The sequence below is a fragment of the Blastopirellula retiformator genome (genome assembly GCF_007859755.1).
Lineage (GTDB): Bacteria > Planctomycetota > Planctomycetia > Pirellulales > Pirellulaceae > Blastopirellula > Blastopirellula retiformator.
In genome coordinates this window covers 1,137,471-1,162,995 of the sequence record NZ_SJPF01000001.1, presented here as the reverse complement: position 1 = coordinate 1,162,995, position 25,525 = coordinate 1,137,471, and the positions used below count along the sequence as shown (strand labels likewise).

Genomic DNA, 25,525 nt, shown 5'->3' with positions numbered 1-25,525 from the left:
GACAGAGATTGCGTCGCACGCAATTCGCCACCCCCCTTCCAACTCTTACTACGACGCCAAAGAGGAGCTCCACATGGCACGCCCCGTTATGATGTTCACCGGACAATGGGCCGACTTGAAACTGGACGAGATGGCCAAGGCGATGCGGGACTTCGGTTTCGACGGCCTGGAGCTCGCTTGTTGGGGCGACCACTTCGAAGTCGACAAGGCGAACGCCGAAGCTGACTACTGCGAAAAGAAACGGGAACAGCTTGAGAAGTATGACCTGCAGTGCCTGGCGATTAGCGCCCACCTGGTCGGTCAGGCGGTTTGCGACATCATTGACGAACGTCACAAGTCGATCCTGCCGCCGTATGTCTGGGGCGATGGCGACCCGGCCGGCGTCAACGCTCGCGCCGCCGACGAGATGAAAGCGACCGCCCGGGCCGCCCAGAAGTTTGGCGTCGACGTGGTCAACGGCTTTACCGGCAGCAGCATCTGGCACCTGCTCTACAGCTTTCCGCCGGTTCAGCCCAAGATGATCGATGACGGTTTCCAACTGTTCGCCGATCGCTGGAACCCGATTCTCGACGTCTTTGGCGAATGTGGCGTCAAGTTCGCCCTGGAAGTTCACCCGACCGAAATCGCGTTCGATCTTTACTCGGCCGAGCGGGCTCTGGACGCGGTCGGCGGTCGTGAAGAATTCGGCTTCAACTTCGATCCGAGCCACCTGCTGTGGCAAGGGGTCGATCCGGTCGAGTTCATCCGCGCCTTCCCGGACCGCATCTACAACGTCCACATCAAGGACGCAATCGTCACGCTCAACGGCAAGACCGGCATCTTGGGCAGCCACATCGACTTTGGCGATCACCGCCGCGGTTGGAACTTCCGCAGCCCCGGCCACGGCGGCGTAAACTTTGAAGAAATCATCCGCGCCCTCAACGACATCGGCTATGCAGGCCCGCTGTCGATCGAATGGGAAGACTCGGGCATGGACCGGATGCATGGCGCGGAAGAATCGTGCCAGTTCGTCCGCGACATGGACTTCGCTCCCAGCAACGTCGCCTTCGACGCGGCCTTCGATAAAGAGAAGCAATAAGGGAAATTAGCCTCCTACACTATTGAGTTCTTGCGGCCGCTGGAGACTCTCCAGCGGCCGTTTTGCTGCGCTCGTCGGTTCTCCCGGGACGAGCTGCACAGACAAACATGACCTCTACTTGCACCAAATAGGCGATTCTTCGCGCGGCACTTAAATTATCTTTTTTGATAGTTCCTTTTTCTTGCTGTTCAATTCGCTCTTTATTACAACGGTACTACCTGACTAAATGCGTCGATTTGAGGTGATGCTTTGTTTTTACAAGATCACCTTATTTCGGTTGAGCGCCTCCCAGCCGCACATCCCGCCATTTTGGCCTCCGATTTCAATTTCCAACGCAACCAACCGTAACGTCGCAAATTGAGCCTCGGTTGTGGAGAACGTTGCGTTGCGCGCGGACACCATTTCTGGGTTCGCCAATTCGGCCACCACAACACATTTGCAACGGCTTCGATCTTCCTCATTCTTTTTTACTCAAGGTAGATTGCTATGAGCGTTTCTTACTCGACGCATAGTCGCAGAGGTTTCACCTTGGTCGAATTGTTGGTCGTGATCGCCATCATCGGCGTGTTGATCGCCCTATTACTTCCGGCGGTACAACAAGCCCGCGAAGCGGCTCGACGTATGCAATGCACAAACAATTTGAAGCAGATTGGCCTTGCGCTGCATAACCACCACGACACCTTCCTCAGCTTCCCGGCTCTTACCTACGACAACGGCGGTACGCGTTCGACCGATCCTCAGGGGAATGAGAACCGGAGTAGCGGCTTCATGTTCCTGATGCCCTTCTTGGAGCAGTCGGCCCTTTTCGACATTCTCTCGGCGCCAGGAACTTACGGAGGGATCGATATTCTTCCGTTCGGTCCAATTCGCGAACGAGTTTACCCACCCTATCAAGCGACCATTCCCGCTTTCGTCTGCCCCTCGCAGCCATCGACGCCGGCAAATATCTGGAATCGCGCATGGGGCCCCCGCAACTATGCGACCAGCATGGGAGACTCGATCGCCAATAGTCACTCCATTGGAAACCCGCGCGGCATGTTTGCCCGTGGCGAACTCGACAAGAAGTCGACCACCAACATGGCGTCGATTATCGACGGCACGACCAACACCATCATGCTGGCCGAGCGGGCGTTTGGCGTCAGCGGCGATACGCGCAACATCCGCGGCTTTTTCGCCAATAACGTGAGCGGCCTCAACACCTCCCCGACCAACTGCCTGACAACCGCGAGTAACGGCAAATATTTGACGGGGCAATCGGTGCAAACCGATCGCGCCGCCGGCGTTCAGTGGTTTGACGGTATGCCGGCATTTACAGGCGTTAACACGGTCCTTCCGCCGAACAGCCCGTCGTGCGCCAACGACAACTGGGGAGACAATTGGGGGCTATTCAGCGCCAGCAGCTACCATCCAGGCGGCGTCTTGGTCTCAATGGGAGACGCTTCGGTTCAGTTTATCCCCAACACAATCGATACCGGCAATTTAACGTCCGCCGAGTCGACCAGCGGTCCCAGCCCTTATGGCGTCTGGGGCGCTCTCGGTAGCAAGGCTGGCGGTGAGACGGTGACTCTGCCGTAACGAACTTGGAGTTCCGTTGATCTCAGTTTCGTTCGCTTCCCTCTCCATGTAGGTGTTACGATGGCTCCGTCTTATAATCTTGCACTTAGCTCGGTCGGAATCTTCCTGGCGGCGACGATGATCGGCTGCGGCGGATCAGATTTGCCGAAGACGAGCCCGGTCACCGGCAACGTGACCTATCAAGGGCAACCGGTCGAAGGCGCCAACGTCATTTTCAGTCGCGGTTCGTACAATATCGCCAATGGAGAAGTCGCTCTCGGCAAAACCGACGCCGAGGGAAACTTCAAGCTGACGACGCACATCGGCGGTGAGCAGGACGTCAGCGGCGCCGTCCCAGGCGAGTACAAGGTGACGATCTCCAAATTCGTACCGCCGAAAGGGATCTCCGTCAGCGCCTATCAGGCAAAGGTCGATGCGGCCAACAAGATCTCCGCAGAAGGTGGTACGCTTCGTCCGGGACAAGAACCTCCTTCGCTGGTTGAGATGCTTCCCAAGCAGTACTCGGTGGCCGCTTCGACGAAATTGTCCGCCAAAGTACTAGAAGATCAGGCGAACGATTTTCCGTTCGATCTCAAATAGCCAATTCGCCGATATGATCGCTACAACCTTCAGGCCGCCAGATTGATTCCGGCGGCCTTTTTGCTGCCTGTTTTGCTGTGGGAAAGTAGACTAGAAGATAAGCCTTTGCCGCCCCGCTTCCCTGCTCTCCCCCTTAAAGTACGTGCTTGCTCCGCTTCTGGTCAGTTTGTCGCTCTTGGCCGCCGATCCCGCGCTGGATCGGGCGACGCTCGATGCACGCTTTCAGAGCGAACTGACGCAGTTGGCCGATAAGTGCGACGAGCTAGAAATGCCGCAACAGGCGGCAGCCACTCGCGGCTGGTTGCTGGAGCGGCGGCCGATCTACAACTACGCAGTGATGGTTCCCGAGAGCGACCCGCTCAAGCCGACCGGGCAGCCTACGCAGCTGATCGCCTTCTGGTACGAACGGCTGACGTCGCTCCGACAGGCATATGCTGAGCAACTATTTCAACTTGCCCGGCAAGAGCTGACCGCCGATCGCGCCGACGTCGCCTATCGCTTGATTCACGACGTCCTGCGAGAAAACCCTGATCATACCGAAGCGCGGCGGATCCTCGGCTACCGCCAGGTCGGCGGCGTCTGGCGACGTCCCGGCGTGACGACGCGGGTCAAGCAGCTTCGACTTGATCACCCGAAGTTCCCCTGGCCGGCTCGCACCTATTGGCTGATCGAGTCGCCCCACTTTGAGATCAGCACCAACCATAGCGAACAGGCGGGCCTGGAACTGGCCGAAAAGCTGGAGCAGCTCTATTCGGCCTGGGAGCAGATTTTCTTCGACTACTGGAGCAACTCGCGGCAGCTGAAAAGCTATTTCGATGGGGCGACGCCTAGCCCCAGTCGCAAGAAGTTTCACATCGCCTACTTTCGCTCGCGGCAGGAGTATGTCGACTATCTGACGCCGCTCGAACCCCAAGCGGCGATGACGCTGGGCATCTACCTTTTCAAGAAAGAAGAGGCTTACTTTTTTGCGTCCGACGATCCGGCAGCCCAGTCGACCTGGCTGCACGAAGCGACGCACCAGCTGTTTCATGAGTATCGCTCGGCCCCGGCCGAGATCGGCACGACCGCCAACTTCTGGGCGATCGAAGGCGCCGCGCTCTACATGGAGTCGGTCCGCATGTTCGACGGCTACTGCACGATCGGCGGCTTCGATGCGTCGCGACTCCAGTTTGCCCGCAACCGACGCTTGGTTGGCGAATTCCACTTGCCGGTCGGCGAGCTCACCGGTCTGTCGCGCGAGCAACTGCAAAAGCACCCCGACATCCGCCCGCTGTATAGCGAAGCGGCAGGCTTGGCTCACTACTGGATGGATGGAGACGCCGCCCAGTACCGCCGTCCGTTTATCGACTACCTGCGGACGATCTACCTCGGCCGCGATCATGCTCGTTCGCTGGAAGAAACGACCGGCCTGTCGCCAAGCCAGATCGACGACAGCTACGCTCGCTTCCTGCAAGTCGACGATGCGATGCTGGAACAACTCGATCCAGCGGGACCAACCGTCGATCTGGCGCTGGGACGCACCGCGGTGACCGACGAAGGGATGACCTCGATCGGCAAGCTGCCGCAGCTGACCTGGCTGGATCTAACCGGAACGAAAGTAACCAGCGCCGGCGTGAGGCAATTGCAGACGCCGCAGCTGCGTGACCTGGGACTGGGCGGAACGGCGACCACCGACGCGGCGACGCCGTCGATTGCGAAGCTCGCCAAACTAGGCGAGCTCGACTTAAGCGGCACAGCGATCACCGACGCCGGGCTGAAGCCGCTCGCACAGCTTGATCAATTGCAGATCTTACGACTGGCCGTTACTCGCATCACCGACGCCGGCCTGGCCGAACTTGCCCGCTGTGCGCAGCTACGTGCACTTGATTTGCGCCGCACGCTTACCACTCCGGCAGGCGTCGCGAAAATCAAACAGGCGATCCCTTCGCTGCAGGTTACGACCGACGACCAGTAGCCGTTAGAATGGCGGCATTCTTTTTTTGCACCCTGGTCTTTGCCGAAGGAACATCGCGATGAGCGGAATGCGCCCGTGGATCTTGTCGGAAGTGAATTTCGGCTACGTCAAAGAGCACCAGTACGAAGTAGCCGTGCTGCCGCTCGGCGCGACCGAGCCGCACAATCTGCACCTGCCGTACGGAACCGACATGTACGAAGGAACAGCGATCGGCGAGCGGATCTGCGAAGTGGCCCACAAGCAAGGGGCGAAAGTCTTGTTGCTGCCGACCATGCCGTACGGAACCGAGACGAACATGAACCAGTTTCCGCTAGCGATGAACGTCAATCCTTCGACGTTGTTCCTGCTGGTTACCGACCTGGTGCAATCGCTGGTCGAAAGTGGAATTCGCAAGGTAGTGCTGCTCAACAGTCATGGCGGCAACGAGTTCAAGCCGCTGCTGCGCGAACTGTATGGCAAGACCGAAGCGCACCTTTTCCTTTGCAATTGGTTTCGCGTCCTCTCTTCGGACGACTACTTCCAGATTTTTGAGCACATGGATGATCATGCCGGCGAAATGGAAACCTCGCTGATCATGGCTTGCCAGGGTCACTTGGTCGACAAGAAGGAGGACGGCACGTTAAACGCAGATCAAGGCGCCCAACGGCCGATGCGGTTTGAAGCCTTGCAAGAAGGCTGGGTCGGCATCACTCGGCCCTGGCATCTGTTGACCACTAACAGCGGTTCGGGCTATCCGCATGCGTCGACCGCGGAAAAAGGTGAGCAGCTTCTCGAAAAGTTAACCGAGCGGCTCGCCAAGTTTCTGGTCGAACTTTCGGCGGCGGAAATCGACGCTTCCTTCCCGTTTGAAGCGGGCTAGCGACGACAGCACGCTTTGCACTTTGCCTGGCAAGAGAAGCTCCGATCTACGACCGACGCGTCTCATTCTGAGACACAAGCATGAGACACTTGTCGCTCGCGTCCGTATGCGCGGATCTTGTTGCCGTGAAAATAAAGTGGCCAACTCTCGGCTGCAGTGGGACTTAGGCGATTCGCCGCGATCCGCGTCCGTTTCGGCACGCAGGATGCTATTGGTTTGGCAGCACCTTTTTTCAGGAGGAAAACGATGACGTCACAAGAGAGTGCCCCACGAGCCAGAGCAATCGCAATCGTAGCCAAGCAAGGAGATCTGGAAATGCAAAAGGCAAAGATCGCCTCACTATTCGTACAGAGCCTCGTCCTGGTTGGCGTGACTGCAATGTCAGCAGCGCTGATCGTTTCAACGCTGCAGTGAAGACAAGAGATGGAAAGGATGCCGCTAAACCAACGTACGTGGGTAACGTATGTTGGTTAGCTGCCTGTTGAAAAATGCCATCGTGGCATTTTCCAACCTCGCCAGGCTCAGAGCGTAGCTCTTCGCGGCTCGCAAAATAACGACTTACGTCGTTATTTTGGGATCGCATCCGTGCGATCACGCAGTCCGTCGAGAAAATCAACGGACTGTTAGTGGATCTTGTCCGCTGGCGGCTCGATGAGCGGTAGCCCCAGCCCTTTGACATTTGAAATCTGATACCAGTCGGTCTTTCCCGAGCGAATCAGCGAACGCTTGTGAATCAGCCGATCCTCGGCCAGGGCACGCAGTTCCGATTTGGTAAACGGCCCCGTTTCTGGCGAGTGAGAATCGAACTTAATGAAGTAGGTTCCCTTTTCAGGCGGCTTCTGCGGTTTCGCTTCCTGGGTCGGCGTGCTCTTGGCCGGACCCTTCTTAACGCGACTCAGCAGACCGCGAAGAGCTTCGGCAAACATCTTGTTTCTCTTCCGTTCCAAGGTGAGAGGCATTTCTCCATCCCTCCTTACGGAAGCGATCTGGTTCGGTTCAAGCAAACCGACGACGAACGCCAATTTTCTTCGCATATGAACGAAACATGAAGATCATGTAAACCCAACTTACATAGAACCTAGATTCGTCTGCAATCCCGGAATCGCCGCCGACAACTGCTTGGCGCCTTCCGGCGTCGCCTTCGTCTGCCACAGGTAAAGATTTCGCAGGCTGGGCAAGCTGTACAGGTGATCGATGCCGGCGTCGGTCACTGCGGTCCCGTACAGATTCAAATAGCTCAGCTTCTCGCAGGCAGCCAGGTAACGCAAACCAGCGTCAGTCACCTTGGTCTTCGCCAGGTTAATCCGTTCCAGGCTCTTCAGTCCGGCCAGATGCTCCAGCCCCGCGTCGGTGACTTCAGTTCCCATCAGGTTGACTTCGACCACGTTGCCAATCTTGCGGATCGGCGCCAGCGCGTCGTCGTTAACCGGCTTGTCCGAAAGATGATACGTGACCACCTTGGCGTCGCTGCTTTGCGCGATCCGATTGACCGTACCGCCCAGCGCCGTGATCTGTTTGACCGCTTCGGCTTCCGCCTGTTCGTCAATCGGCGCTTGCGGGTACTTGGCGGCGATTTCGTTGGCGGTGCGAGTCGCTTCCAGCATCTTCGGAATCGCCGCAGCCAGCGCCGCTTTGGCGGCCGCCAGTTCGGCTTCCATTTCAGCCCGTAGTTCGCGCTTCAGCTTGGCGATCTCTTCCGGCGAGAGCGCGGCGACCTCTTCGGTCTTGGCGCCTTCTTCCGGTTTCGCTTCCGGCATGGGCTCCGGCTTCGCCTCGGCGGCGGTGGGCAGTTGGCCAGCGGCGATCAACTCGCCATAGGTTTGTTTGTCGTTCGCCTTCGTGTCGGCGGCCGCTTTTAGGGCGGCGACGACTTCGGCTTCGGCCTTGTCCCGTTCTTTTTCGAGGCGATCCTTCGAGAACTGATCTTTGTGCAGAGTCTCGGCCAGGATGGCGCCGTACGGGTTGCGCTGCTTCTTCGATTGCCCATCGACATGGCAAACGTTGCACTTGGCGGTCGTGGCCGCCGCAGCGAACTGCTTCGCTTTGTCGTCTCCATCCGGGCTGACGTATTGCTTCTCGAAGACTTCCCAGAAGAACGGCACCGCCGCAGCCTGACGGGCCGACAACGAAACGAACAGGCAAACACTGAACGCGGCGGCAAGCGTTTTGAGGATAGCTGGCGATCGCAACATGGAGGAGACTCCCAAATAGGCAAGGCGGGCGAAGAAGTGAGTTCGGCGGGATACGTCCCTATTTTGACTGCGCCGCCGGAGAGTTTCAACCGAGCAGGCCGCGACAAAGCGCCCAGCCCCCCATCCGTTGGCGACAATAGCTTAGCTCACAAAACGGAAAATCGCATTTTCACCGCCGTCACCTGACAACCTAGAGCTTGAGCACTGTCCCGCAATGAAAGCAGTGGACCGCATCGTCGATGGCCTCTTCCTGCAGCAAATGAACCGGAATGGTAGCGGTTTCACCACATTTGCTGCAACCTAGGCGGCGAGCCAAGGGAACGCCGCAAGCGTGGCAGAAGCGCCCGCCTGCCACCTTCTCTCCACAAGAGGAGCAATGCGCCTCACCCGCCTCATCTGGGCGAGCCGCCGCCGGAGCGATTCGCTCTAATCGCTGCAACAGCGACGTTAGCCGCCCGTTCCAAAGAAAGACTTGTTGCGACAACTTATCGGTAATTTGTTTGTAGTAAGAACTCGGCAGCGGAGAATCTGCGGTCGTCGCTTGTTGTTCTAGCTGTTCGCGCACCTCGAGAAAGTTGTCTTCGACATCGGCAACCCGCTTTCCAGAGTATTCCAGCTCTTCCCGCAGTTCGATATTTTCGGCGCCGCTTAAATCCGCAGAATGCTGCGACGCATCGATATACATTTGGCGGACCGTCGCCAATCGCGGCGCAACATCGCTGACGCACCACTCGAGCAATTGCAGCGCGTATGCCCTGCGATCTTCGAGCAGTTGGCGATCGTGCGATTCGCGCTGAGCCCGCCACTGGCCGAAGGTGAGCGTCACGATTGCGACAATCAGAAATGCCGCCGCGATCATCAGATAGTCGCGATAGGCGCCTCCATAGACCCCGCTCATTACGATCCCCAGCGAGAGCAACGTCAGCGGAATCACGCGCCACAGGGCGAAACGTAGGTCAAGAATCCGCGTCACATGCAACGTTAGCAGCGGCAGCGACAATATCGCCGCGATCAAAACCGACTGCCATGTGTGGAGTTGCCCATGAAACTCCAACGTCGTGAAAATCAAAAAGAAGAAACAGAAGTTGCCCGCCAACAGGGTGAAGCGTCCCCAGCGAAAGTCGTCGAGATGCCCCGGGTGATCAAGCTCGCTGAGATACCAGAACCCAGCCCCGAAAAAGAGAACCGCGACGCCGGTCAGACGCAACAGCAACAAGACGCGCGCCGTTGGCGTTTGGGCTGACGGAATATTGACGCGGATCGCCGGCATCGTTACCAGGTTGGCGATCTCCCAGTGCAGTTGATTTGCGTTCACATTGGTCGGCTGCAGCGCTTCGTCCGGAATAGACCAGGTCGCAACATCCAGCTGAAGCGTTACTTCTCCGTCACCAATCTTCACCGCCGGCGGCAAGCGATAGACGAAATCATCTCGCCCCGACACCTGAAAGGTCCAGTCGACCACGATCGGTTGGTCGTCGGTAAACGTATAGCGGCACGCGATGCCGTCGCGGCCGTACACAACTTGCTCTGCCCCGAGCGGCTGTCCGTCAGCATCTTTGAGGTCGACCTTTACATGACTCGCTTCTACGGCTCCGGCCGGAAATGGCAACAAGAGCGAAACTTGCCGCTGCTCACCGGTCGGCGGAGCGACCTGCAATGAACCTTCGCTGGCGACGACGAACCGCGAAAAGATATCCCAGCCAATGCGATGGTAGCTGGAGTCCAACTTCATGCGCTGCTCGAGACGCTCGATCGTCGGCAGCGGGGTCACATCTTGCGACGAGGGGCGTGCAATCGGGGCTTCGGCCAGCGGCGTCGCCATCGGCGAGGACTGCCGCTTCGCCTTCTGGGCCGACTCGCGGGCCATCTGAACCGCCGGTAACAGCAGCGCGGTCACCAGCCCAATCACGGCGACGACCACTAACAATTCGACGAGGGTAAAGCCGATCCGCCGGATCGGCGCAGCAGGGCGCGACGACATGGGACGATATCCAATTTTGGAGAGGAGATTGCAGAGGAGATGATACTGCGCAGGTTAAATCTTCTCGTCGAATCTCGCCATCAATTTGCGGCGGCTACGACGCTTCTTTTTCGTCGTCGATCTCGCCGACCAGCTCTTCCAGCACATCCTCCAGCGTCACCAAGCCGACCGTCTTCTCCTCTTGCTGCACGATCGCCAGATGAATCCGCTTGGCGCGAAACTCCTTCAGCAGGTCATCACAACGCGTCTCAGCTGGGATCACCATCGCCGGACGAACCAGCCCTTCAATTGGCGCCGCGTCTTGCTCTTCGGTCAGTTCTCCAAGGATGTCGTGACTGATGACCATGCCAATCACTTCGTTGACCGAGTTGCCAAAGACGGGGTAGCGCGAGTGCGTATGCTGCAAGACCTGCTTGGCGGCGTCTTTGACCTTTGCGTCTCGCTGAACGCCGACGATATCTTTCAGCGGCGTCATGATGTCGGCGGCCGTTTTGTCGTTCAGCAGAAACGCGCGATGGACCAGCCGCAGTTCATCATTGTCGACATGCCCCGCGGTTCGTCCCAGCGTCGCCAGCGAGCGAATCTGCGCCTCGGTCCCGACAGGACGTTCCCCTTGTTGCATCTGCCGCGAGATCCAGTCCAACGGCAGCACAATCGGGTACAAGACGTAGATCAGCGCTAAGATCGGGGGCGCCGCCAATCGGGAGATCAGCGGAGCGTAATGCGTACCGAGCGACTTGGGAATGATCTCGGAGAAGATGATCGTGCCGAAGGTCAAGATCGCCGTGACGATGCCGATCACGGTATCGCCGTATAGCTCGATCGCCTTGTTGCCGGCCAGGATCGGCCCCAAGATATTGATCGTGTTGGTCAGAATCACGACGACGACCACCGCCCGGGTGATCCGGTTTTTCACTGCCTGTAAAGCGACGGCGCCCGGCAGCTTCTTCATGACCATCTCCTCAACCTCGCTGCGCGAGACGCTCAGGATGGCGGCATCGACCAAGGCGGCGACCCCGGAAAGGCAGATGAAGCCAACGATGTAAAGGATCAGGGTAAGCATGGTCGGTTCCACGGGTAAGAGCGTAGCAAGGTGGGATCAGAATCCCATAGTAACGGACCGGCGGAGATGTTCCGAAGGGCGCCCTACTCCAACGCAACGCCGAAGGACCGATCGCCGGGCGAAACGGCTGGGCCGGTCCCGTTCAGGGACGCCGATCCAGCGTCTTCCTAGAACGCGTAAACCCTCAAAAACCGGGACCAAAAGAGGGCGCAACCGGCCGGTTTCACTATTTCTCACCTCCCGGATGTAGTTTTCTTGTAGATTTCGCCCCCAAATACCGCCCGATCGTTGACGACGGGCCCCCACACGCATAGGATGCTTCTCAGTTTTGATGGTGGCTTTACCGGTTGCGAGAGTGTTTTTTTGACCGGCAGCCACAGCTTTATGTTTTGTGAGTGATTTTGATGCCAGAAGGTAAAATCAAGCGTTTGACCGACAAGGGTTTCGGTTTCATCGACACCGGGTCAAACAAGGACTTGTTCTTCCACATGTCGAGTTTGGAAGGCGTCCGCTACGACGATTTGCGCGAAGGCCAAACGGTCTCGTACGTCGAAGGCCAAGGTCCGAAGGGTCCGCGCGCTGAGCAGGTCCAACTGATCTGAGCTAGGCCAAGCTAAATGCAGAGCCGCCTCGCGAACTATCAATCGCGGGGCGAGCTCGCCTTTTAGGGTTCTTCCCCAACTCTCTCGCGATTCTCGCGAACTTCCCGCTGGCCAAAGCAGCCGGCCCACTTTCCGCCAAGCGATCCCAAGATCCTGTATTATGGCGTCTCCAACCTACGACTAGCCGCCGGTATCGTGCGGTCGGTCAATCACCATGCTCGTCGCTAGGTGATCGCTCACCGTGCCGTACATTTCATCCTTCTCTAGATGGTTTTGCACCATTTGGGCGTCGTCGACCAAGAAACCTAAATGACAGATCGGCTCGCCAGGGCTTACCGCCGGCAGCGTTGTCGTGCCGATGACGATCGCATCAAACGGGGCGACGATTTGATTCAGCTGGTTGCCAAGCAGCCCGGCGTTGGTCGCTAAGAGTTGCCCCTGACGGACCACCTCACCGGGCGCGGCGTGAAACTGTAGAAAACCACCCCGATCGGCGCGTACCCACTTTGTCTTGTCGATGATAAACTTCCGCGACGCCGGCACATGAGTACCGGAGATCATTCCCAGCTTAACCAGCACGTTTCGAATCCCTCGCAGCTCCCAATTGACGATCGACGGTTCGACCTTCGAGACCTCGCCCGCCTCCAAAATGATCGTCGCACAGCCGACGCCGCAGGCCGTACGGCGGAACGCCCCAATCGGGCCCTTGCCGGTCACGATCAACTCGCTGCCGAACGCCTCGGCCAGCTTGCGGGCCTCCGGATTGCCCCAATCGACCCGAACATTGGGAAAGTTCGTCCGCCGAATCGCCGCCGTGTGCAGGTCGATACCGTAGTCGCAGCGAGCGACGATCTCGTCAAAGATTCGCCGCGCCATCCGACTGGCAAGACTGCCGCTCGGGGACCCCGGGAAAACGCGATTCAAGTCGCGGCGATCGGGGAGATAGCGGGTATGGTTATCGAACCCGAGGATATTGAGCACCGGGGCCAGGACGAGAACCCCTTTTTTGAGCCGTAGCGTGTCATCCATGATCAACGACCGGATCGCGCCGGTCCCGTTGATCTCGTCCCCATGCAAAGCGGCGGTAATAAAGACGACCGGACCATCTTCAACTGCCCGGCGCACTTGCACCGGGATCAAGACGTCAAAGCCGCTGTAGCTTTCGCCGATCGAAACCTGCACGTCGCGGGTCTGCCCTGGCTCAATAATGACGCCGTTCCAATCGTCGATGGGACGCTTGATCCGCGGCTCCGCGGACTCGCCTTCATTGCCCGTCATTGGCAGTGTCTCTGGTACGTATTCAGGTGGACTTCCTAGCAGTCCGTTGATTTTCTCGACGGACTGCGTGATCGCATGGATGCGATCCCAAAATAGCGACGTAAGTCGTTATTTTGCAAGCCGCGAAGAGCTATGCTCTGAGCCTGGCGAGGTTGGAAAATGCCACGATGGCATTTTTCAACAGGCAGCTAGCCCTTCCCTTTATCGCGTTGGCGGCCGGGCTTGGCGTGCTGTTCGATAAATTCGATCACTTTACCTGCCACGTCGACCTCGGTCGCCCCTTCGATCCCTTCCAGCCCAGGCGAAGAATTGACTTCCATCACCACCGGGCCATGGTTCGAGCGAAGGATGTCGACGCCCGCCACGTTCAGCCCCATCGTCTTGGCGGCTCGCTTGGCGGTGGTTCGCTCTTCCGGCGTAATCTTGATCTTGTCGGCATAGCCGCCGCGATGCAGGTTCGAGCGGAACTCGCCCGGCGCGGCCTGGCGTTTCATCGTGGCGATCACCCGATTGCCGACGACGATGCAGCGAATATCGCTGCCGCCTGCCTCTTTGATGAACTCCTGAACCAGGATGTTCGCATCCAGACCGCGGAACGCCTCGATAACGGCCTGGGCCGCCTTCTTGGTTTCGGCCAGGATCACGCCGACACCTTGGGTCCCTTCGATCAGCTTGACGACGCAGGGCGAACCGCCGGCGATCGAGATCAGGCCATCGATATCCTTGGTTGAGTGGGCGAAGCCGGTAACCGGCAAGCCAACCCCGTCGCGTGCTAGCAACTGGGTCGAGCGGAGTTTGTCTCGCGAGCGATTGATCGCCTGCGACTCGTTGACGGTGAAGACGCCCATCATTTCAAACTGGCGAACGACCGCGGTCCCATAGAAAGTATAGCTGGCGCCAATTCGGGGAATAATCGCGTCGGGAACTAGTTCTTCCCCCTGGTATAAGACCCGGGGACGATGCGACGTGATGTCCATGTAGCAGCGGAGATAATCGACCACACGGACGTCATGCCCTCGCTCTACGGCCGCTTCGCGCAGGCGACGGGTCGAATACAGAGAGGCTTTCCGGGAGAGGATTACGATATCCATCGACATAGTCTGCTAATCACCGAGGTTGGGGTACAGTTGCCTAGGGATGCCGCCATTGAAGGACGAGAAATCGACGATTTGGGCCGCTGGGTTGAATATTCGACTAGAAATTTATCGCGCCCCGTGTAACGATCGGCCGTTTATCTTAGCAATTGACCATATCCTGCCAATGCGGCGTCTCTTTCTGCACCGGGGAACTTTCCAGCCATCCTATGTTCCACAAACGTCATCCCCAAGTCGGCGCCGCTCCCGGAACCTTGGTCATTCCCGAGGACGCCCCGACGCCCAGATTCCGCCAGATCCTCTATTCGATCGATGGCCTGAAGTCGGACCGACCGATCACCGATCTGGAGGAATTGGAAGCGGCGCCCGAATCAGGGGTCTCGTGGGTCGATATTCAAGGCTTCGGCGATCGCCGACTGCTGGTCGAACTGGCCGAGACCTACGGACTGCACCCGCTGTTGCTGGAAGATGTCGTCAACGTACCGCAGCGGTCGAAGGTGGAACTGCACGATGACAATCTGTTGATCGTCTTGCGGATGGTCAAAGTGGAGGAAGACGCCAAGATTACGATCGAGCAGGTCGGAATCGTCCTGGGCGAAGACTATGTGCTGACCTTCCAGGAGAAATACGGAGACGTGTTCGACCCGATCCGCAAACGAATCACCGCCGGACACCGCCGCTTTAGAGAAAAGCGAGCCGACTACCTGGCCTACTCGATCGCCGACTCGATCATTGACCATTATTACCCGGCGCTCGAAGTGATTGGCGAGCGTATGGAAGACCTGGAAGAAGAGGCGGTCGTCGCTCCAACAACCGCGATTCTGCAAAAAATCCATCACATGAAGAACCGCCTGATCAACCTCCGCCGGGCACTCTGGCCACAGCGCGAGGCGCTGCACTCGATGGTCTGGGAACCGAATACGCTTGTCGGAGAAGAAGTTCGCCTGCACTTGCGCGACACTTACGATCACTGCGTGCAGACGACCGAAGTGATCGAAATGTACCGTGACATGGTCAGCGGCATGATCAACACCTACCTCTCGGCGATGGCCAATCGCACCAACGAGATAATGCGGGTACTGACAATCGTCTCGACCATCTTCATTCCGATGTCCTTTTTGGCAGGCGTCTACGGGATGAACTTCGTCGACATGCCAGAACTGCACTGGACGTTTGGCTACCCAATGTTCTGGTCGCTGGCGACCGTATTAGCCGTTGGCATGTTGATCTTCTTTGGTCGCAAAGGATGGCTACGCCCGCAAGAGACCAAGCAGGTAAACGACCCCGAGTAAACGGAATCACGAATCCGAGGCGCAAGCCGAGGGAAAGCGTTCGCCAGCGACAATAAGGCTTCTACCAGCTTTGAGCCTCGAACAAGAAATAAGCTCTGATCACAGCGATGATCGCACTCCCTCGGCTCGCGCCTCGGGTTACGATAGGTCGTCACTCCCAACAGAAAACGCCCCGGTCTTTCGACCGAGGCGCAAGTCCACCGTGGTTCTTTGTTCGCGATCGCGTTACGCCGGATTCAGACCCGACTTACCTGCTTCGACAACGAAGCTGGCTCGCGTGTTGAGCGGTGCATCTGGCTTGGTGACGAACGGCACCGTGCGATAGTGGGTCGTCCAGGTTTGCGGCGTGACTTCGCAAGCGACGTAGCCCCGTTCGTAGTTATTGAATTTGACGAACGGATTTTGCGCCAATACCATCGCGGTATCATCGCGCTGTTCGGCGCCATTGCCGCCCGAGCTGATCGACGTGCCGACAAATTCGACCGCCACAGCCGCCGAATCGGCGTCTTCGCAATTGACCTGCAAGTCGTTCGCCCAATTGCAGTGGATGTCGCCGGTCAAGACGACCGGGTTCTTGTCGGGGTGTTGTTCGAAGAACTTCAGCATCCGCAGACGGTTCACTTCGTAGCCGGGCCATTGATCCATCGAATAGCCGACCTTTTTGCTCGGGTCGCGATCGACGCGGCCCATCATCACTTGCTGCGCCAGCACGTTCCAAACGCTGTCCGAAGTCTCGAACTGTTTGGTCAACCAGTTTTCCTGCTGATCGCCTAGGATCGTCGCTTCCGGCAGGTAGACTTCGTCATTCGGCTCTTTGCGACCATCGCCGCACGGCTGATCGGTCCGATACTGCCGCGTATCGAGCACGTCGAAGTCGACCAGACGACCGAACTTGACGCTGCGATAAAGCTGCATGTCAGGACCAGTCGGCAATTGCGCCATGCGGAGCGGCATGTTCTCGTAATACGCTTTGTAGGCGCGAGCACGTCGCTTCATGTATTCGCCGTTTTGGTTCCGCTTGGCGTTGGGATGTTGCGGAATCTCGTTGGCGTAGTTGTTGTCAAATTCGTGATCGTCCCAGGTCACCAGCCAAGGGCACATCGCATGCGCCGCCTGCAGATGTGGGTCGGTCTTGTACTGGGCGTGACGGACGCGGTAGTCGCCCAGGCTGTCAATGTACGGCCCGGCGTGCATCCGCGTCTTGCCACCTTTCCCTTCCCGCTCGTAGATGTAGTCGCCCAAGTGTGCGACGACGTCGAATCCTTCCCGCGTCATGTGCTGGTACGCGGTATAGTGCCCCGATTCGAAGTGCTGACACGAGGCGAACGCGAACTTGAGTTGCGACAGCATGTCATTGGCGTTCGGAGCGGTCCGAGCGCGTCCCTTCGGACTGATCTCGCCGGCTGCGGCGAACTGATAAAAGTACCAACGGTTCGGGTCGAGCCCCGGCACTTCGACATGGACCGAGTGCCCCATGTCGGGCGTCGCGATCGCGGTCCCTTGCGCGGCGACCTTGGTCATCGCTTCGTCATGGCAGACAGTCCAGCGAACTTCGACGTTCTCGTTCGGCATGCCGCCGTCATGCTCTAGCGGCTTGGGCGCCAGACGCGTCCACAAAACGAAACCGTCCGAGCTTGGATCGCCTGAGGCGACGCCGAGCGAAAACGGATAGTCGCCCAAGCCGACGTTGCGACGAAAAGCGGCCGAAGCGACGCCCCCCAAGGTCGGCCAGGCCGCGAGCAGCGAGCCTCCCATCGCCAAGACCTGACGACGGTTCCAGGTTCGACCAGGGACATGAATCTTTTGGGCGCACATCGGGCAGATCTCCGGCAGCGGTGGGCGAGATTGAGCGGGCGGGAAGTAGATATTGAATCAACTTAGTTGACCCGCTGTTGACACTCGAAGTCTAGTAAATCGAGCTTTGACGGATCAAGTTAACGAATGATGAAGTTGAACCGCAGGCTCCGTTTTACGGGAAATCATGCCCAATACTATCTCTGACGCGCAGCAGACTCGCCGATTTGCGCAACAACTTCGCTATTGGGACGAGTCGACTCGAAATCGATTCATTCAGCAGACCGCAACAAGTTCTGAAGAACTCCTACTAAACTCCCTCGTAGCGATGGACCGCCGCCGTGATTACGGCCAGTTCATCCGCGGTCAACTGCACATCGCCGGCGCCGGCGTTATCAATCGCTTGCTGCGGCGTCCGAGCGCCGCATAGCACATGCGAACAGCCAGGCTGAGAGAGCGTCCAGGCCATCGTCAATTGCGCCAAGCTGATCTGATGCCGCTCGGCGATTGCCTGCATCGGCTCGAGCATTGCCAGCACCTGACGCACGTTGTCGGGTTTGAAACGATCTTTGTACCGTCGTTGATCCCCTTCCCCATACTCACGCTCGGGCGTGATCTTGCCGGTCAACAAACCTTGGGCTAGCGGGCTATAGGCGAGAAACGCGATGTCGTCGCTGGCACACTTCTCCAAATTGGCCAACTCCATCCCACGGTCGAGCATCGAGTACTTCTCCTGATCGGAGTCGAGCTGGCCAAATTTGCGATACTCCTCCATTTGCTCGGGCGAAGCGTTCGAGACGCCGATAGCGCGGATCTTTCCCTCCTGTTTCAGCTCCTGAAGCGCACCCATCCGCTCTTCAATTGGCGTCGCGTCCAGCTGCCAATGCGTTTGATAGAGATCGATCACGTCGGTCTGCAGGCGTTTCAGGCTTCGTTCGACTTCTTCGCGAATCCCGTCGCGACCGTTGTAGATATAGACGTCGAAACTCTCCTCGCTCTTCTCACCGGTCCAGTCGACGTTCTCCCGCGTCGTCGAAAATCGCTTCTTGGCCCGTTTGCGCTGCTCGTCGCTCAGATCCCACCGCATCGAGCACTTGGTCGCCAACACCACTTTATCGCGTCGATCGGCGATCGCCTTGCCGACCACTTCCTCACTCGCCCCAAATCCGTAGACGGGCGCCGTATCAATCAAGTTGCCGCCAGCATCGAGAAACGCATGAATCGCGGCGATCGACTCTTTCTCGTCCGCCCCACCCCAAGTCCAACCCCCAATCGCCCAAGCGCCAAACGCGACGACGGAAGCTTCGATGCCAGATTTTCCTAGGGGGCGAGTTTTCATGGTGTACTCCATTGGGTGGTATTTAGAAAAGACGCAAAGCTAGAAGCGCGAAACAAAACTAGCTAGGCACGATTCCCTGGCGGGAAAACCCCTTCGACGATGAGTTGCCGCCGATGAGCGACGCGATGTCCGACGTTGACCTGAAGAAGCTCAATAGTAGCCCGGCCCTCAGGAGTTTCGCTTCTTAGAATCGGCCCATCCCACCGAAAGTGTTCAAACCAGTTATGACTGCGGGGGTCAAACAGAAACGCCTTTTCACTTGTCTTAGGATCGATCGCAGCAATATTAGGGCCTTTGTGATTGTTGCATTTGAAGCACGCTAAACAAAGGTTCTGCAGTTCCGTCGCGCCATTCATTTTCTCCGGAATGACGTGGTCAATCTCGAACGTCACGGGATCGAAGTCTTGCGGCATCTGGCAATACTCGCAACGATTCTCCGCTCGTTGCCAGATGGCGCGACGCAGCGCAACGGATATCGTCATGAACTAGTCCGCGTCATCGCAATCCGAGCTCGCGACTGGAGGATTCCGAGTAAGCTGCTGATTCGTTCATAGCTCTCAGCTTCGTCGCGTTCTTGCTGCGTCAATTCTCCCGAGCGTGCCTTTGCGGCCAGCAGGCTCATCCGCTCTTTCTGCTCTGCAGAAAATCCTAGAGCAAGAATATCCTCGGCGGCTGATCGAGAGATCACACCATCAAGGTTCGCAAGAATGGAATCGTCATAGATTTCAGTCGCTGGATTCATGTCTGAATTATAGCCTGTCGACCGACAAGATCGAATTACACCATGCCAGCCCTGCCCTTTGAGTGGGCCCCGAGGTCTCGCCAACTCACCCTAAGCCCCTATCATCACAGTCTTTTTAAATCGTCCCAACCGATGCGAGAGCAAAAGAAAAGCTCGATACGTGGCTCGCCAATAAGTGGCGTTAGAGATGCCCCAAGCAGATCGAAAACTAAACAAAAATCACCAAACAAACTCTCGCCCTATTTCCTGCATGGATACTTGCGTCTTTTTTCATCACTCACGCATGACCTTCTGCACAGCCAATGGGCGCCCTAGACCGCTATCTGCGAGTCATGGAATGAAGATTGGTCTTTCCTTGCGGAAAACTGACGACTTCATCCAAAGCCGATCCGCTTGGCACAGCGATTGCCACGTTAAGGTCTCTTGTGAAGTGCGGCCTAAACTGCTGCGCGATTTCGGCAGGTTGCGGTTTCCGTGATTGGTCGATGGCGCCCAGGGACGACGGTTTGGGTTTGCACTTTGCCTTCGCTTTCCCAATTTCAAGTGTAGGTTTTGAAAGGCCAAACATGCCGATCGTCCCATCCTCTGCGCGCGCGCTGCTTGCCGTCGCTCTCACTTCTACTGGACTTTGCTTTGCCCAGGCGGAAACGCCCCCTGCCAGCGACCAGAAAGATGCTGCCATCGCCGGGCGTGAACAATTTCCTCTACAGCTCTCTGCCGGCGTGCCAAAGTCAGCACTAGCGCCTCGATTTACTCCGAAAGGAGCCGCCGTTGCGCTTACCCCTGGCGATCAGGAAGGCCTGCCTGGCGTCGATCACCTGGTCGGCCGCATTGAGCTCGGGCCGCAAGAAATGCGTGGCGAGGGCCTCTTGATCTGCATTTCTCGCAGTGAAGCGGGCAAGCCGTATGACACGCTGCTAGTCGACCTCAATCAAGACGGCAAGCTCAACGACAAGGCTCCAGCAACCACGACGCCCAACATCCTCCGCGGCAAGATCTGGTCATCGTTTACCGAGGTCACGCTGCCCGTTCGTCATACGGCGGGCGAGGACGGGCTCGTCGACTATCCTGTTTCGCTCTGGGTCGTTGTCGCTGACGAAGCGGAAACCCCCGATGCGATCCGCTTTACCCGCACCGGCTTTCTGCAAGGCGAGATCAAGATTGATGACCAGAAGTACCAGGTGGTGGTCGCTGACGCCAACAACGACGGCATCATCGCCAAGTACGATTCGTGGGCGATTTGCCTGGTTTCGGACGATGCGAAAGCCGAACCGCCAATCTGGCGACGGATGAGCGAGTTCACTTGGGGTGGAGAAAAAGCCTGGCACATTTGGATGAACGGCACCGATGGCTCCTCCGGCGAGATCCTGCCGCACGACCCCGGCATCACTCGCCAAGAAGATATCGAGAATCGCGACTTCATGCGCGTCGATCGCATGGCCAAACAAGCCAAAGAGCCGGTGCCGTTTGAAACCGACTGCGAAGTCGCCATCAAAAAGGCCGCTGATGCCGGCAAGCCTTGTTTCGTAAAGTTTGAGACCACTTGGTGCTTACCCTGCAAGCAGATGGACGCCTACGTCTTTACCGCCCAAGACGTGGTCAACGCGGTCGAGGCCGAGGGAGTCGTCTGCGTTAAAGTCGACGGCGACAAACACCGGGACCTAGCCGACAAGCTGAAAGTCACAGGCTATCCGACCGGTATCCTGCTTGATCCGTCAGGCGAAGAAACGGCCCGCTACACCGGCTACCGCTCGGTGAAGCAAATGACCGCGTTCTTCCAAACCGCCGGCGAGTAACTGGCCGAGATCGACAAACAAGAAAAGGCCCGATGCGAAATGCATCGGGCCTTTTTCATTCTTAGTGCCGGAGGTGGGAATCGAACCCACACTCCCTTGCGAGAACTGGATTTTGAATCCAGCGCGTCTGCCAATTCCGCCACTCCGGCTAAGGCATCTCTTAGACCGCTTTCGCCCAGGGGCGGTTCGCGGTCTTCTCTTGGGTAGGAAGAGCAAGCTCCGCCCTATTTGAGAATTTCGCATTTTAAATTGGAAGGGCTTCGGACGCAACTACCGTTCCGAAAAGAGGTTCGACCGCTGGCGGTAACCGCTATGGCCGGAATAATCGGACTGCTTCCGCGGCCTAAGTCGTGGCCAAATCGGACGATCGGGCTTAGAATCGAGTTTTTGCTTGCTTCCCCCGGCGGCCGAGTTGGCTTCCGCCGAAACCTCGGCTGAAAAGTGCGGAATGAATCCACTTCACTTATGCATCGCGTTGTGCCCGCTGGCCGCCTACATGTTTTTGTTGGGGGCGATCAACCTATCGCGGCGTCCTTTTTTGACCACCGGGGGGCGAGATTCGTACGCCTTGGGCGTGGCGGTGGTTGGTTTGATGATCGCCGGGCCGATGAAACTCTTCCTGCCTGACAATGCAGCCGCCCTGTTTGGGCCTTACATCTGGTTGCTGATGCTGTCGCTCTACTTTCTGGCGGTTACCTTCTGGGTGCTGATGGAAAAGCCGCGGTTGGTCGTCTTCAACTCGTCGATCGATCAGCTGAAACCGGTGCTCCGCCGCGTGGCGAATGAATTGGATGCGGAAGCCCGCTGGTCGGGCGATGCGATCCTATTTCCAACCCTCGGCATTCACTTGGTGCTGGAAGAATCGTCGGCGATGCGGAACGTGCAGATCAACTCGGTCGGCAGTCGGCAAGACTTCTTGTCATGGCGACGATTGGAGCTGGCCCTAGGCGGCGCACTGCGGCGCGAGACGACGACGCCCAGTCCCTACGGCGGCATCCTGCTGACGATCGCGTTCTCGATCAGCGTGCTGGTCTTTCTGCAACTGATGCGACGGCCTGATTTGGCGGCGCTGGAATGGCGTGAGCTGATGATGTTTTAGTGAGGATCAGACCAGCACGAAGACATGCTCATCCAGCGAAGACGCCGCAAGAACATGGCGCCATATTGCTAGCAGTCCGTTGATTTTCTCAACGGGCTGCTGGATCGCAGGGATGCGATCCCAAAATAGCGACGTATGTCGTTATTTTGCGAGCCGCGAAGAGCTATGCTCTGAGCCTGGCGAGGTTGGAAAATGCCACGAGGGCATTTTTCAACAGGCAGCTAGGCGTTTCTAGTCGGCGGGCGTGCCGAGTGAGTAGAGATACTCGTAGGTGTAAATGCCGGAGTAGTGCCCGTCGCTGAATTGGATTTGATAGGCGTAGCGGCCGATGGGGTTCATCCCGGTAATCTTCAGCGGGGCGATTTCTTCAGGGCGGAGGATCGGCAGGTCGGTCGATGGCTTGGCCGCTTCTAGCCGAGCTTTTTCCATGGTCAGCGCATCGGGACTGCGCTCGCGCAGCATGCGGACTGGATAGACCAGTTGCACATCGTCCGACCAATGAATCCAAAGTCGCCCATCGTCGAGTAGTTTCAGCTCTTGGGGAAATGCAGACATCGCTTAACCAATCTCCCGCAGCAGCGCCAAGACGCGATCCACTTCTTCCGGCGTGTTGTAGTGCACCATCCCCAGGCGAACGGCGCCTTCCGGTTCCAAGCCCAGCACTTCGGTCAGCGGCAGCGCATAGTAGTTACCATGCCAGGCAAAGACGCCCCGCTCGCCCAGGTAATGGGCCAATTGCTTGGGCAGCATCGCCTTGTGGCGAATCGAAAAGGTCGGTAGTCGCTCGCCAACTCGGTGCGAATCGGTGATGCCGTAGACCTTCACATCGCTGTTATGAGCGAGTCCGTCCAACATGTGAGCGCTCAGCGATCGCTCATACGCGACGATCTTGGCGAAGCCCGCCTTCAGCTGATCGCGGCGTGAACCTCCGCCGCCAGCGATTTGCGAGAGGTACTCAATCGCAGCGACGACGCCGGCGATCCCTTCAAAGTTTTGCGTGCCGGTCATCCAGCGGCCAGGCAGGTTTTCTGGCGCCGGACGCAATTTGTAGGGCCGCAGCGTCTCCATCAGCATGCGTTTGCCGTACAAGATGCCGACGTGTGGGCCAAAAAACTTGTAGGCCGAGCATGCGAGAAAGTCGCAGTCCCAATCGGTTACGTCGATGAGCGCATGCGGCCCGTAGTGCACCGCATCGAGAAAGACGAGCGCGCCGACCTCATGAGCAAGCCGAGTAATCTCGGCCACCGGATTGATCGAACCGACGGCGTTTGACGCGCAGCCAACGGCGACCAGCTTGGTCTTGCTCGAAAGCTTGCTGCGGAAGTCATCGATGTCGAGCGTGCAGTCGTCAAAGTTGATATCGATCTCTTTGACCAAGGCGCCAGCATCCTGCGCGGCCAACACCCACGGGCTGAAATTGGCGTCATGATCCAGGCGCGAGACGATCACTTCGTCGCCTGGCTGCCAGGTGCGGGCCAAGGCCCGCGACAACGCAAACGTCAAACTGGTCATGTTGGCGCCAAAGGCGATCAGGTCCGAGTAGTTGGCGCCTAACAGATCAGCGACGGCGGCATGCGCGTCATCCATCAGGGCGTCGGTCTCGCGACTGGTCGCAAACGCACCGTGCGTATTGGCGTTGTGACGCAATAAGTAGTCGCTTACCGCGTCGCCAACGCTTTGCGGAACCTGCGTACCGGCCGGGCCATCGAAATAGACGATCGGTTGGCCATTCAATTGCCGCCTGAGGGCGGGAAACTGCTCACGACTGCGTGAGACGAATTCAGGAAGCATTTCGTTGATCCACAAAGCGACGCCCTTTTCCCTCGAACCGAGGAAGCGAGCCAATCTCGACCGAAGTAACCTCTATCCGCAGACCCAACCGGATCTGCAACTCCTTCGCCACGCGCTCAGGCCGATCTAAACGATCCTCGACCTCGACCGACAGCTGATCCATCTGCCCTTGCTTGAATGCGGTCATGCGAAATTCGACCACTTCGGGAAAGCCGCGGACGATTTGCTCGACTGACGACGGGAAGACGTTCACGCCGCGAATGATCAGCATGTCGTCGGCCCGGCCCAGGACGCCACCTTCCAGCAGCACAAAATTGCAGGGCCCGTTGTGATTCCAACTGGGGCGAACCAGGTCGCCTGTCCGATAGCGAATGACCGGGGCGCCGGAACGGCCGAGCGTGGTGATCACCAGCTCGGAAAGCTCTTGCTCGCCGGCTGGCTTGCCAGTTTCAACCGAGATGAACTCCGGCAGGAAGAACGCTTCGTTGACGTAAACGCCGCGCTGCTTGTCATCGGAGAAACCCCACGGGCCGATCTCGGTGGCGCCAGTGTGATCGATCACTTTGGCGTTCCAAGCCGATTCAATCTTCTGGCGAACATTGGGGATCGAACCGCCAGGCTCGCCGGCCAAAATTATCCGGTGGACATTTGAGTCGGCGATGTCCAGCTTTTGCTGATTGGCGACCTCGGCCAGATGCAAAGCGTATGTTGGCGTACAAAACAAAGCGGTCGCCCCGTTTTGCCGGATAAGCTCCAACCGAGCGGCCGTACTGAGCCCGCCGCTGGGAATCGCCAGACAGCCGCGCGCCGCGACGGCGTCAAAGGCGCTCCAGAACCCCACAAACGGTCCAAAGCTGAAAGCCAGAAAGCAGCGATCTTCCGGGCCAATCTCGGCCGCGTCGAGCACAAATTGCCACCCATCCAGCCACCATTGCCAGTCGCTGGCCGTGTCGAGCACCACCATCGGGCGTCCGCGGGTGCCGCTGGTGCGGTGAAAACGGACGTAGCGTTCCAGTGGATAGGTCCGATTGGCGGCCAGATCGCCCCCTTCCACCTTGCCAACCAGTTCGTCCTTAAAGGTAAACGGCAATACCGCGAGTTCGTCGAGCGACTTCAGCGGCCGCTGCAGCGACCCCAGCTTGTCGGCGTAAAACGCATTGTGAGGCAGAATTTCCTCAACCAGCGCATTGAATTTCGCTAACTGGTGGGCGGCGAGTTCTGATGCGGTAAGACGCCGCAGCTCATCTCGCTCGGCGCAGTTATAAGTAGTCATGCCTGCATCATAGAAGGTGCGGCGACCGGCGAAAAGTCGGCCCTGCGGCGCCTGCCAACCGCCGCTGACCCCAAACGGGGAACTAGTGCTACAATAGGCCGTTTTCCACCCTACTCTCCCTGACCTCCCTCTAACGCCCACGCA

The 25,525-nt window shown here is 58.0% G+C and carries 22 protein-coding genes and 1 tRNA gene; 9 read left to right on the top strand and 14 right to left on the bottom strand.

Translation table 11 applies throughout. The annotated features are described in order from the left end of the window. The first annotated feature begins 73 nt into the window (after positions 1–73). From Enr8_RS04845 to Enr8_RS04825, 5 genes are all read left to right on the top strand, one after another. Complete coding sequence (locus Enr8_RS04845; protein WP_146429459.1) at positions 74–1,078, top strand: sugar phosphate isomerase/epimerase family protein; 1,005 nt, start codon at positions 74–76, stop codon at positions 1,076–1,078. A gap of 486 nt (positions 1,079–1,564) precedes the next feature. Continuing rightward, positions 1,565–2,653, top strand: coding sequence for a DUF1559 domain-containing protein (locus Enr8_RS04840; protein ID WP_146429458.1), 1,089 nt, complete (start codon positions 1,565–1,567; stop codon positions 2,651–2,653). Between the two features lie 60 nt (positions 2,654–2,713). Further along, on the top strand, positions 2,714–3,232 hold the full coding sequence (locus Enr8_RS04835) for a carboxypeptidase-like regulatory domain-containing protein (protein WP_146429457.1): 519 nt from the start codon (positions 2,714–2,716) through the stop codon (positions 3,230–3,232). Positions 3,233–3,374: 142 nt separating this feature from the next. Then, entirely contained in the window at positions 3,375–5,186 is a 1,812-nt protein-coding gene (locus Enr8_RS04830) for a leucine-rich repeat domain-containing protein (RefSeq protein WP_146429456.1), read from the top strand. Between the two features lie 58 nt (positions 5,187–5,244). Beyond that, a complete protein-coding gene (locus Enr8_RS04825) occupies positions 5,245–6,045 on the top strand; it encodes a creatininase family protein (RefSeq protein ID WP_146429455.1) in 801 nt (266 codons plus the stop codon). Positions 6,046–6,668: 623 nt separating this feature from the next. Here the strand turns inward: Enr8_RS04825 and Enr8_RS04820 are convergent. The 4 genes from Enr8_RS04820 to Enr8_RS04805 all read right to left on the bottom strand — a co-directional run bounded on the left by Enr8_RS04820 (position 6,669) and on the right by Enr8_RS04805 (position 11,281). Further along, positions 6,669–6,971, bottom strand: coding sequence for a GYF domain-containing protein (locus tag Enr8_RS04820; RefSeq protein WP_146429454.1), 303 nt, complete (start codon positions 6,969–6,971; stop codon positions 6,669–6,671). Between the two features lie 141 nt (positions 6,972–7,112). Then, complete coding sequence (locus Enr8_RS04815) at positions 7,113–8,237, bottom strand: leucine-rich repeat domain-containing protein (protein ID WP_146429453.1); 1,125 nt, start codon at positions 8,235–8,237, stop codon at positions 7,113–7,115. A 190-nt stretch (positions 8,238–8,427) separates the two neighbouring features. Beyond that, positions 8,428–10,218: a zinc ribbon domain-containing protein gene (locus tag Enr8_RS26390; RefSeq protein WP_146429452.1), complete on the bottom strand. Its 1,791-nt coding sequence runs from the start codon at positions 10,216–10,218 to the stop codon at positions 8,428–8,430. A gap of 94 nt (positions 10,219–10,312) precedes the next feature. Next, positions 10,313–11,281 (bottom strand): hemolysin family protein, encoded by a 969-nt coding sequence (locus tag Enr8_RS04805; protein WP_146429451.1) that lies wholly within the window; start codon positions 11,279–11,281, stop codon positions 10,313–10,315. 404 nt (positions 11,282–11,685) lie between these two features. Here Enr8_RS04805 and Enr8_RS04800 point away from each other — a divergent pair, with 404 nt between their 5' ends. Beyond that, the gene (locus Enr8_RS04800; RefSeq protein WP_146429450.1) at positions 11,686–11,883 is read left to right on the top strand and encodes a cold-shock protein; all 198 of its coding nucleotides are present in this window, start codon (positions 11,686–11,688) and stop codon (positions 11,881–11,883) included. Positions 11,884–12,063: 180 nt separating this feature from the next. Here the strand turns inward: Enr8_RS04800 and Enr8_RS04795 are convergent, their stop codons facing one another. Both Enr8_RS04795 and rimK read right to left on the bottom strand, forming a co-directional pair. Beyond that, positions 12,064–13,161 (bottom strand): succinylglutamate desuccinylase/aspartoacylase family protein, encoded by a 1,098-nt coding sequence (locus tag Enr8_RS04795; RefSeq protein WP_146429449.1) that lies wholly within the window; start codon positions 13,159–13,161, stop codon positions 12,064–12,066. A gap of 188 nt (positions 13,162–13,349) precedes the next feature. After that, the gene (rimK, locus tag Enr8_RS04790; protein WP_146429985.1) at positions 13,350–14,252 is read right to left on the bottom strand and encodes a 30S ribosomal protein S6--L-glutamate ligase; all 903 of its coding nucleotides are present in this window, start codon (positions 14,250–14,252) and stop codon (positions 13,350–13,352) included. Positions 14,253–14,464: 212 nt separating this feature from the next. Here rimK and corA point away from each other — a divergent pair, with 212 nt between their 5' ends. Continuing rightward, a complete protein-coding gene (gene corA / locus Enr8_RS04785) occupies positions 14,465–15,547 on the top strand; it encodes a magnesium/cobalt transporter CorA (RefSeq protein WP_146429448.1) in 1,083 nt (360 codons plus the stop codon). 225 nt (positions 15,548–15,772) lie between these two features. Here corA and Enr8_RS04780 read toward each other — a convergent pair whose 3' ends face one another. From Enr8_RS04780 to Enr8_RS04765, 4 genes are all read right to left on the bottom strand, one after another. Next, entirely contained in the window at positions 15,773–17,362 is a 1,590-nt protein-coding gene (locus Enr8_RS04780; RefSeq protein WP_146429447.1) for an alkaline phosphatase D family protein, read from the bottom strand. Between the two features lie 289 nt (positions 17,363–17,651). Next, positions 17,652–18,680, bottom strand: a complete 1,029-nt coding sequence (locus Enr8_RS04775) for an aldo/keto reductase (protein WP_146429446.1) — start codon at positions 18,678–18,680, stop codon at positions 17,652–17,654. Between the two features lie 62 nt (positions 18,681–18,742). Next, complete coding sequence (locus Enr8_RS04770) at positions 18,743–19,162, bottom strand: HNH endonuclease (protein WP_222434794.1); 420 nt, start codon at positions 19,160–19,162, stop codon at positions 18,743–18,745. Next, positions 19,159–19,422 (bottom strand): hypothetical protein, encoded by a 264-nt coding sequence (locus tag Enr8_RS04765; protein WP_146429445.1) that lies wholly within the window; start codon positions 19,420–19,422, stop codon positions 19,159–19,161. The genes Enr8_RS04770 and Enr8_RS04765 overlap by 4 nt, the downstream gene beginning before the upstream one ends. 722 nt (positions 19,423–20,144) lie before the next feature. Here Enr8_RS04765 and Enr8_RS04760 point away from each other — a divergent pair. After that, positions 20,145–21,218 carry a thioredoxin family protein gene (locus Enr8_RS04760; RefSeq protein ID WP_186767435.1) on the top strand — a complete coding sequence of 358 codons (1,074 nt, stop codon included), beginning with the start codon at positions 20,145–20,147 and terminating at the stop codon, positions 21,216–21,218. 65 nt (positions 21,219–21,283) lie between these two features. Here the strand turns inward: Enr8_RS04760 and Enr8_RS04755 are convergent. Continuing rightward, positions 21,284–21,367 (bottom strand) — tRNA-Leu (locus tag Enr8_RS04755). Between the two features lie 299 nt (positions 21,368–21,666). Between Enr8_RS04755 and Enr8_RS04750 the strand changes: the two genes are divergently transcribed. Continuing rightward, the gene (locus Enr8_RS04750; protein ID WP_146429443.1) at positions 21,667–22,317 is read left to right on the top strand and encodes a hypothetical protein; all 651 of its coding nucleotides are present in this window, start codon (positions 21,667–21,669) and stop codon (positions 22,315–22,317) included. Between the two features lie 231 nt (positions 22,318–22,548). Here Enr8_RS04750 and Enr8_RS04745 read toward each other — a convergent pair whose 3' ends face one another. The 3 genes from Enr8_RS04745 to Enr8_RS04735 are packed head-to-tail and all read right to left on the bottom strand — an operon-like array spanning position 22,549 to position 25,381. Beyond that, a complete protein-coding gene (locus tag Enr8_RS04745; protein ID WP_146429442.1) occupies positions 22,549–22,872 on the bottom strand; it encodes a gamma-butyrobetaine hydroxylase-like domain-containing protein in 324 nt (107 codons plus the stop codon). 3 nt (positions 22,873–22,875) lie between these two features. Beyond that, the gene (locus Enr8_RS04740; protein ID WP_146429441.1) at positions 22,876–24,108 is read right to left on the bottom strand and encodes a cysteine desulfurase-like protein; all 1,233 of its coding nucleotides are present in this window, start codon (positions 24,106–24,108) and stop codon (positions 22,876–22,878) included. Then, positions 24,098–25,381, bottom strand: a complete 1,284-nt coding sequence (locus Enr8_RS04735) for a phenylacetate--CoA ligase family protein (protein WP_146429440.1) — start codon at positions 25,379–25,381, stop codon at positions 24,098–24,100. The genes Enr8_RS04740 and Enr8_RS04735 overlap by 11 nt, the downstream gene beginning before the upstream one ends. Between the last annotated feature and the right edge of the window lie 144 nt (positions 25,382–25,525).

What these genes read in the sequence shown, in the direction of transcription:
- Enr8_RS04775 (WP_146429446.1), bottom strand. Translation starts at nt 18,680, where the DNA reads ATGAAAACTCGCCCCCTAGGAAAATCTGGCATCGAAGCTTCCGTCGTC.
- Enr8_RS04835 (WP_146429457.1), top strand. Translation starts at nt 2,714, where the DNA reads ATGGCTCCGTCTTATAATCTTGCACTTAGCTCGGTCGGAATCTTCCTG.
- Enr8_RS04800 (WP_146429450.1), top strand. Translation starts at nt 11,686, where the DNA reads ATGCCAGAAGGTAAAATCAAGCGTTTGACCGACAAGGGTTTCGGTTTC.
- Enr8_RS04770 (WP_222434794.1), bottom strand. Translation starts at nt 19,162, where the DNA reads ATGACGATATCCGTTGCGCTGCGTCGCGCCATCTGGCAACGAGCGGAG.
- corA (WP_146429448.1), top strand. Translation starts at nt 14,465, where the DNA reads ATGTTCCACAAACGTCATCCCCAAGTCGGCGCCGCTCCCGGAACCTTG.
- rimK (WP_146429985.1), bottom strand. Translation starts at nt 14,252, where the DNA reads ATGGATATCGTAATCCTCTCCCGGAAAGCCTCTCTGTATTCGACCCGT.
- Enr8_RS04780 (WP_146429447.1), bottom strand. Translation starts at nt 17,362, where the DNA reads ATGTGCGCCCAAAAGATTCATGTCCCTGGTCGAACCTGGAACCGTCGT.
- Enr8_RS04805 (WP_146429451.1), bottom strand. Translation starts at nt 11,281, where the DNA reads ATGCTTACCCTGATCCTTTACATCGTTGGCTTCATCTGCCTTTCCGGG.
- Enr8_RS04820 (WP_146429454.1), bottom strand. Translation starts at nt 6,971, where the DNA reads ATGTTTGCCGAAGCTCTTCGCGGTCTGCTGAGTCGCGTTAAGAAGGGT.
- Enr8_RS04735 (WP_146429440.1), bottom strand. Translation starts at nt 25,381, where the DNA reads ATGACTACTTATAACTGCGCCGAGCGAGATGAGCTGCGGCGTCTTACC.
- Enr8_RS04750 (WP_146429443.1), top strand. Translation starts at nt 21,667, where the DNA reads ATGAATCCACTTCACTTATGCATCGCGTTGTGCCCGCTGGCCGCCTAC.
- Enr8_RS04745 (WP_146429442.1), bottom strand. Translation starts at nt 22,872, where the DNA reads ATGTCTGCATTTCCCCAAGAGCTGAAACTACTCGACGATGGGCGACTT.
- Enr8_RS04825 (WP_146429455.1), top strand. Translation starts at nt 5,245, where the DNA reads ATGAGCGGAATGCGCCCGTGGATCTTGTCGGAAGTGAATTTCGGCTAC.
- Enr8_RS04795 (WP_146429449.1), bottom strand. Translation starts at nt 13,161, where the DNA reads ATGACGGGCAATGAAGGCGAGTCCGCGGAGCCGCGGATCAAGCGTCCC.
- Enr8_RS04845 (WP_146429459.1), top strand. Translation starts at nt 74, where the DNA reads ATGGCACGCCCCGTTATGATGTTCACCGGACAATGGGCCGACTTGAAA.
- Enr8_RS26390 (WP_146429452.1), bottom strand. Translation starts at nt 10,218, where the DNA reads ATGTCGTCGCGCCCTGCTGCGCCGATCCGGCGGATCGGCTTTACCCTC.
- Enr8_RS04840 (WP_146429458.1), top strand. Translation starts at nt 1,565, where the DNA reads ATGAGCGTTTCTTACTCGACGCATAGTCGCAGAGGTTTCACCTTGGTC.
- Enr8_RS04815 (WP_146429453.1), bottom strand. Translation starts at nt 8,237, where the DNA reads ATGTTGCGATCGCCAGCTATCCTCAAAACGCTTGCCGCCGCGTTCAGT.
- Enr8_RS04765 (WP_146429445.1), bottom strand. Translation starts at nt 19,422, where the DNA reads ATGAATCCAGCGACTGAAATCTATGACGATTCCATTCTTGCGAACCTT.
- Enr8_RS04740 (WP_146429441.1), bottom strand. Translation starts at nt 24,108, where the DNA reads ATGCTTCCTGAATTCGTCTCACGCAGTCGTGAGCAGTTTCCCGCCCTC.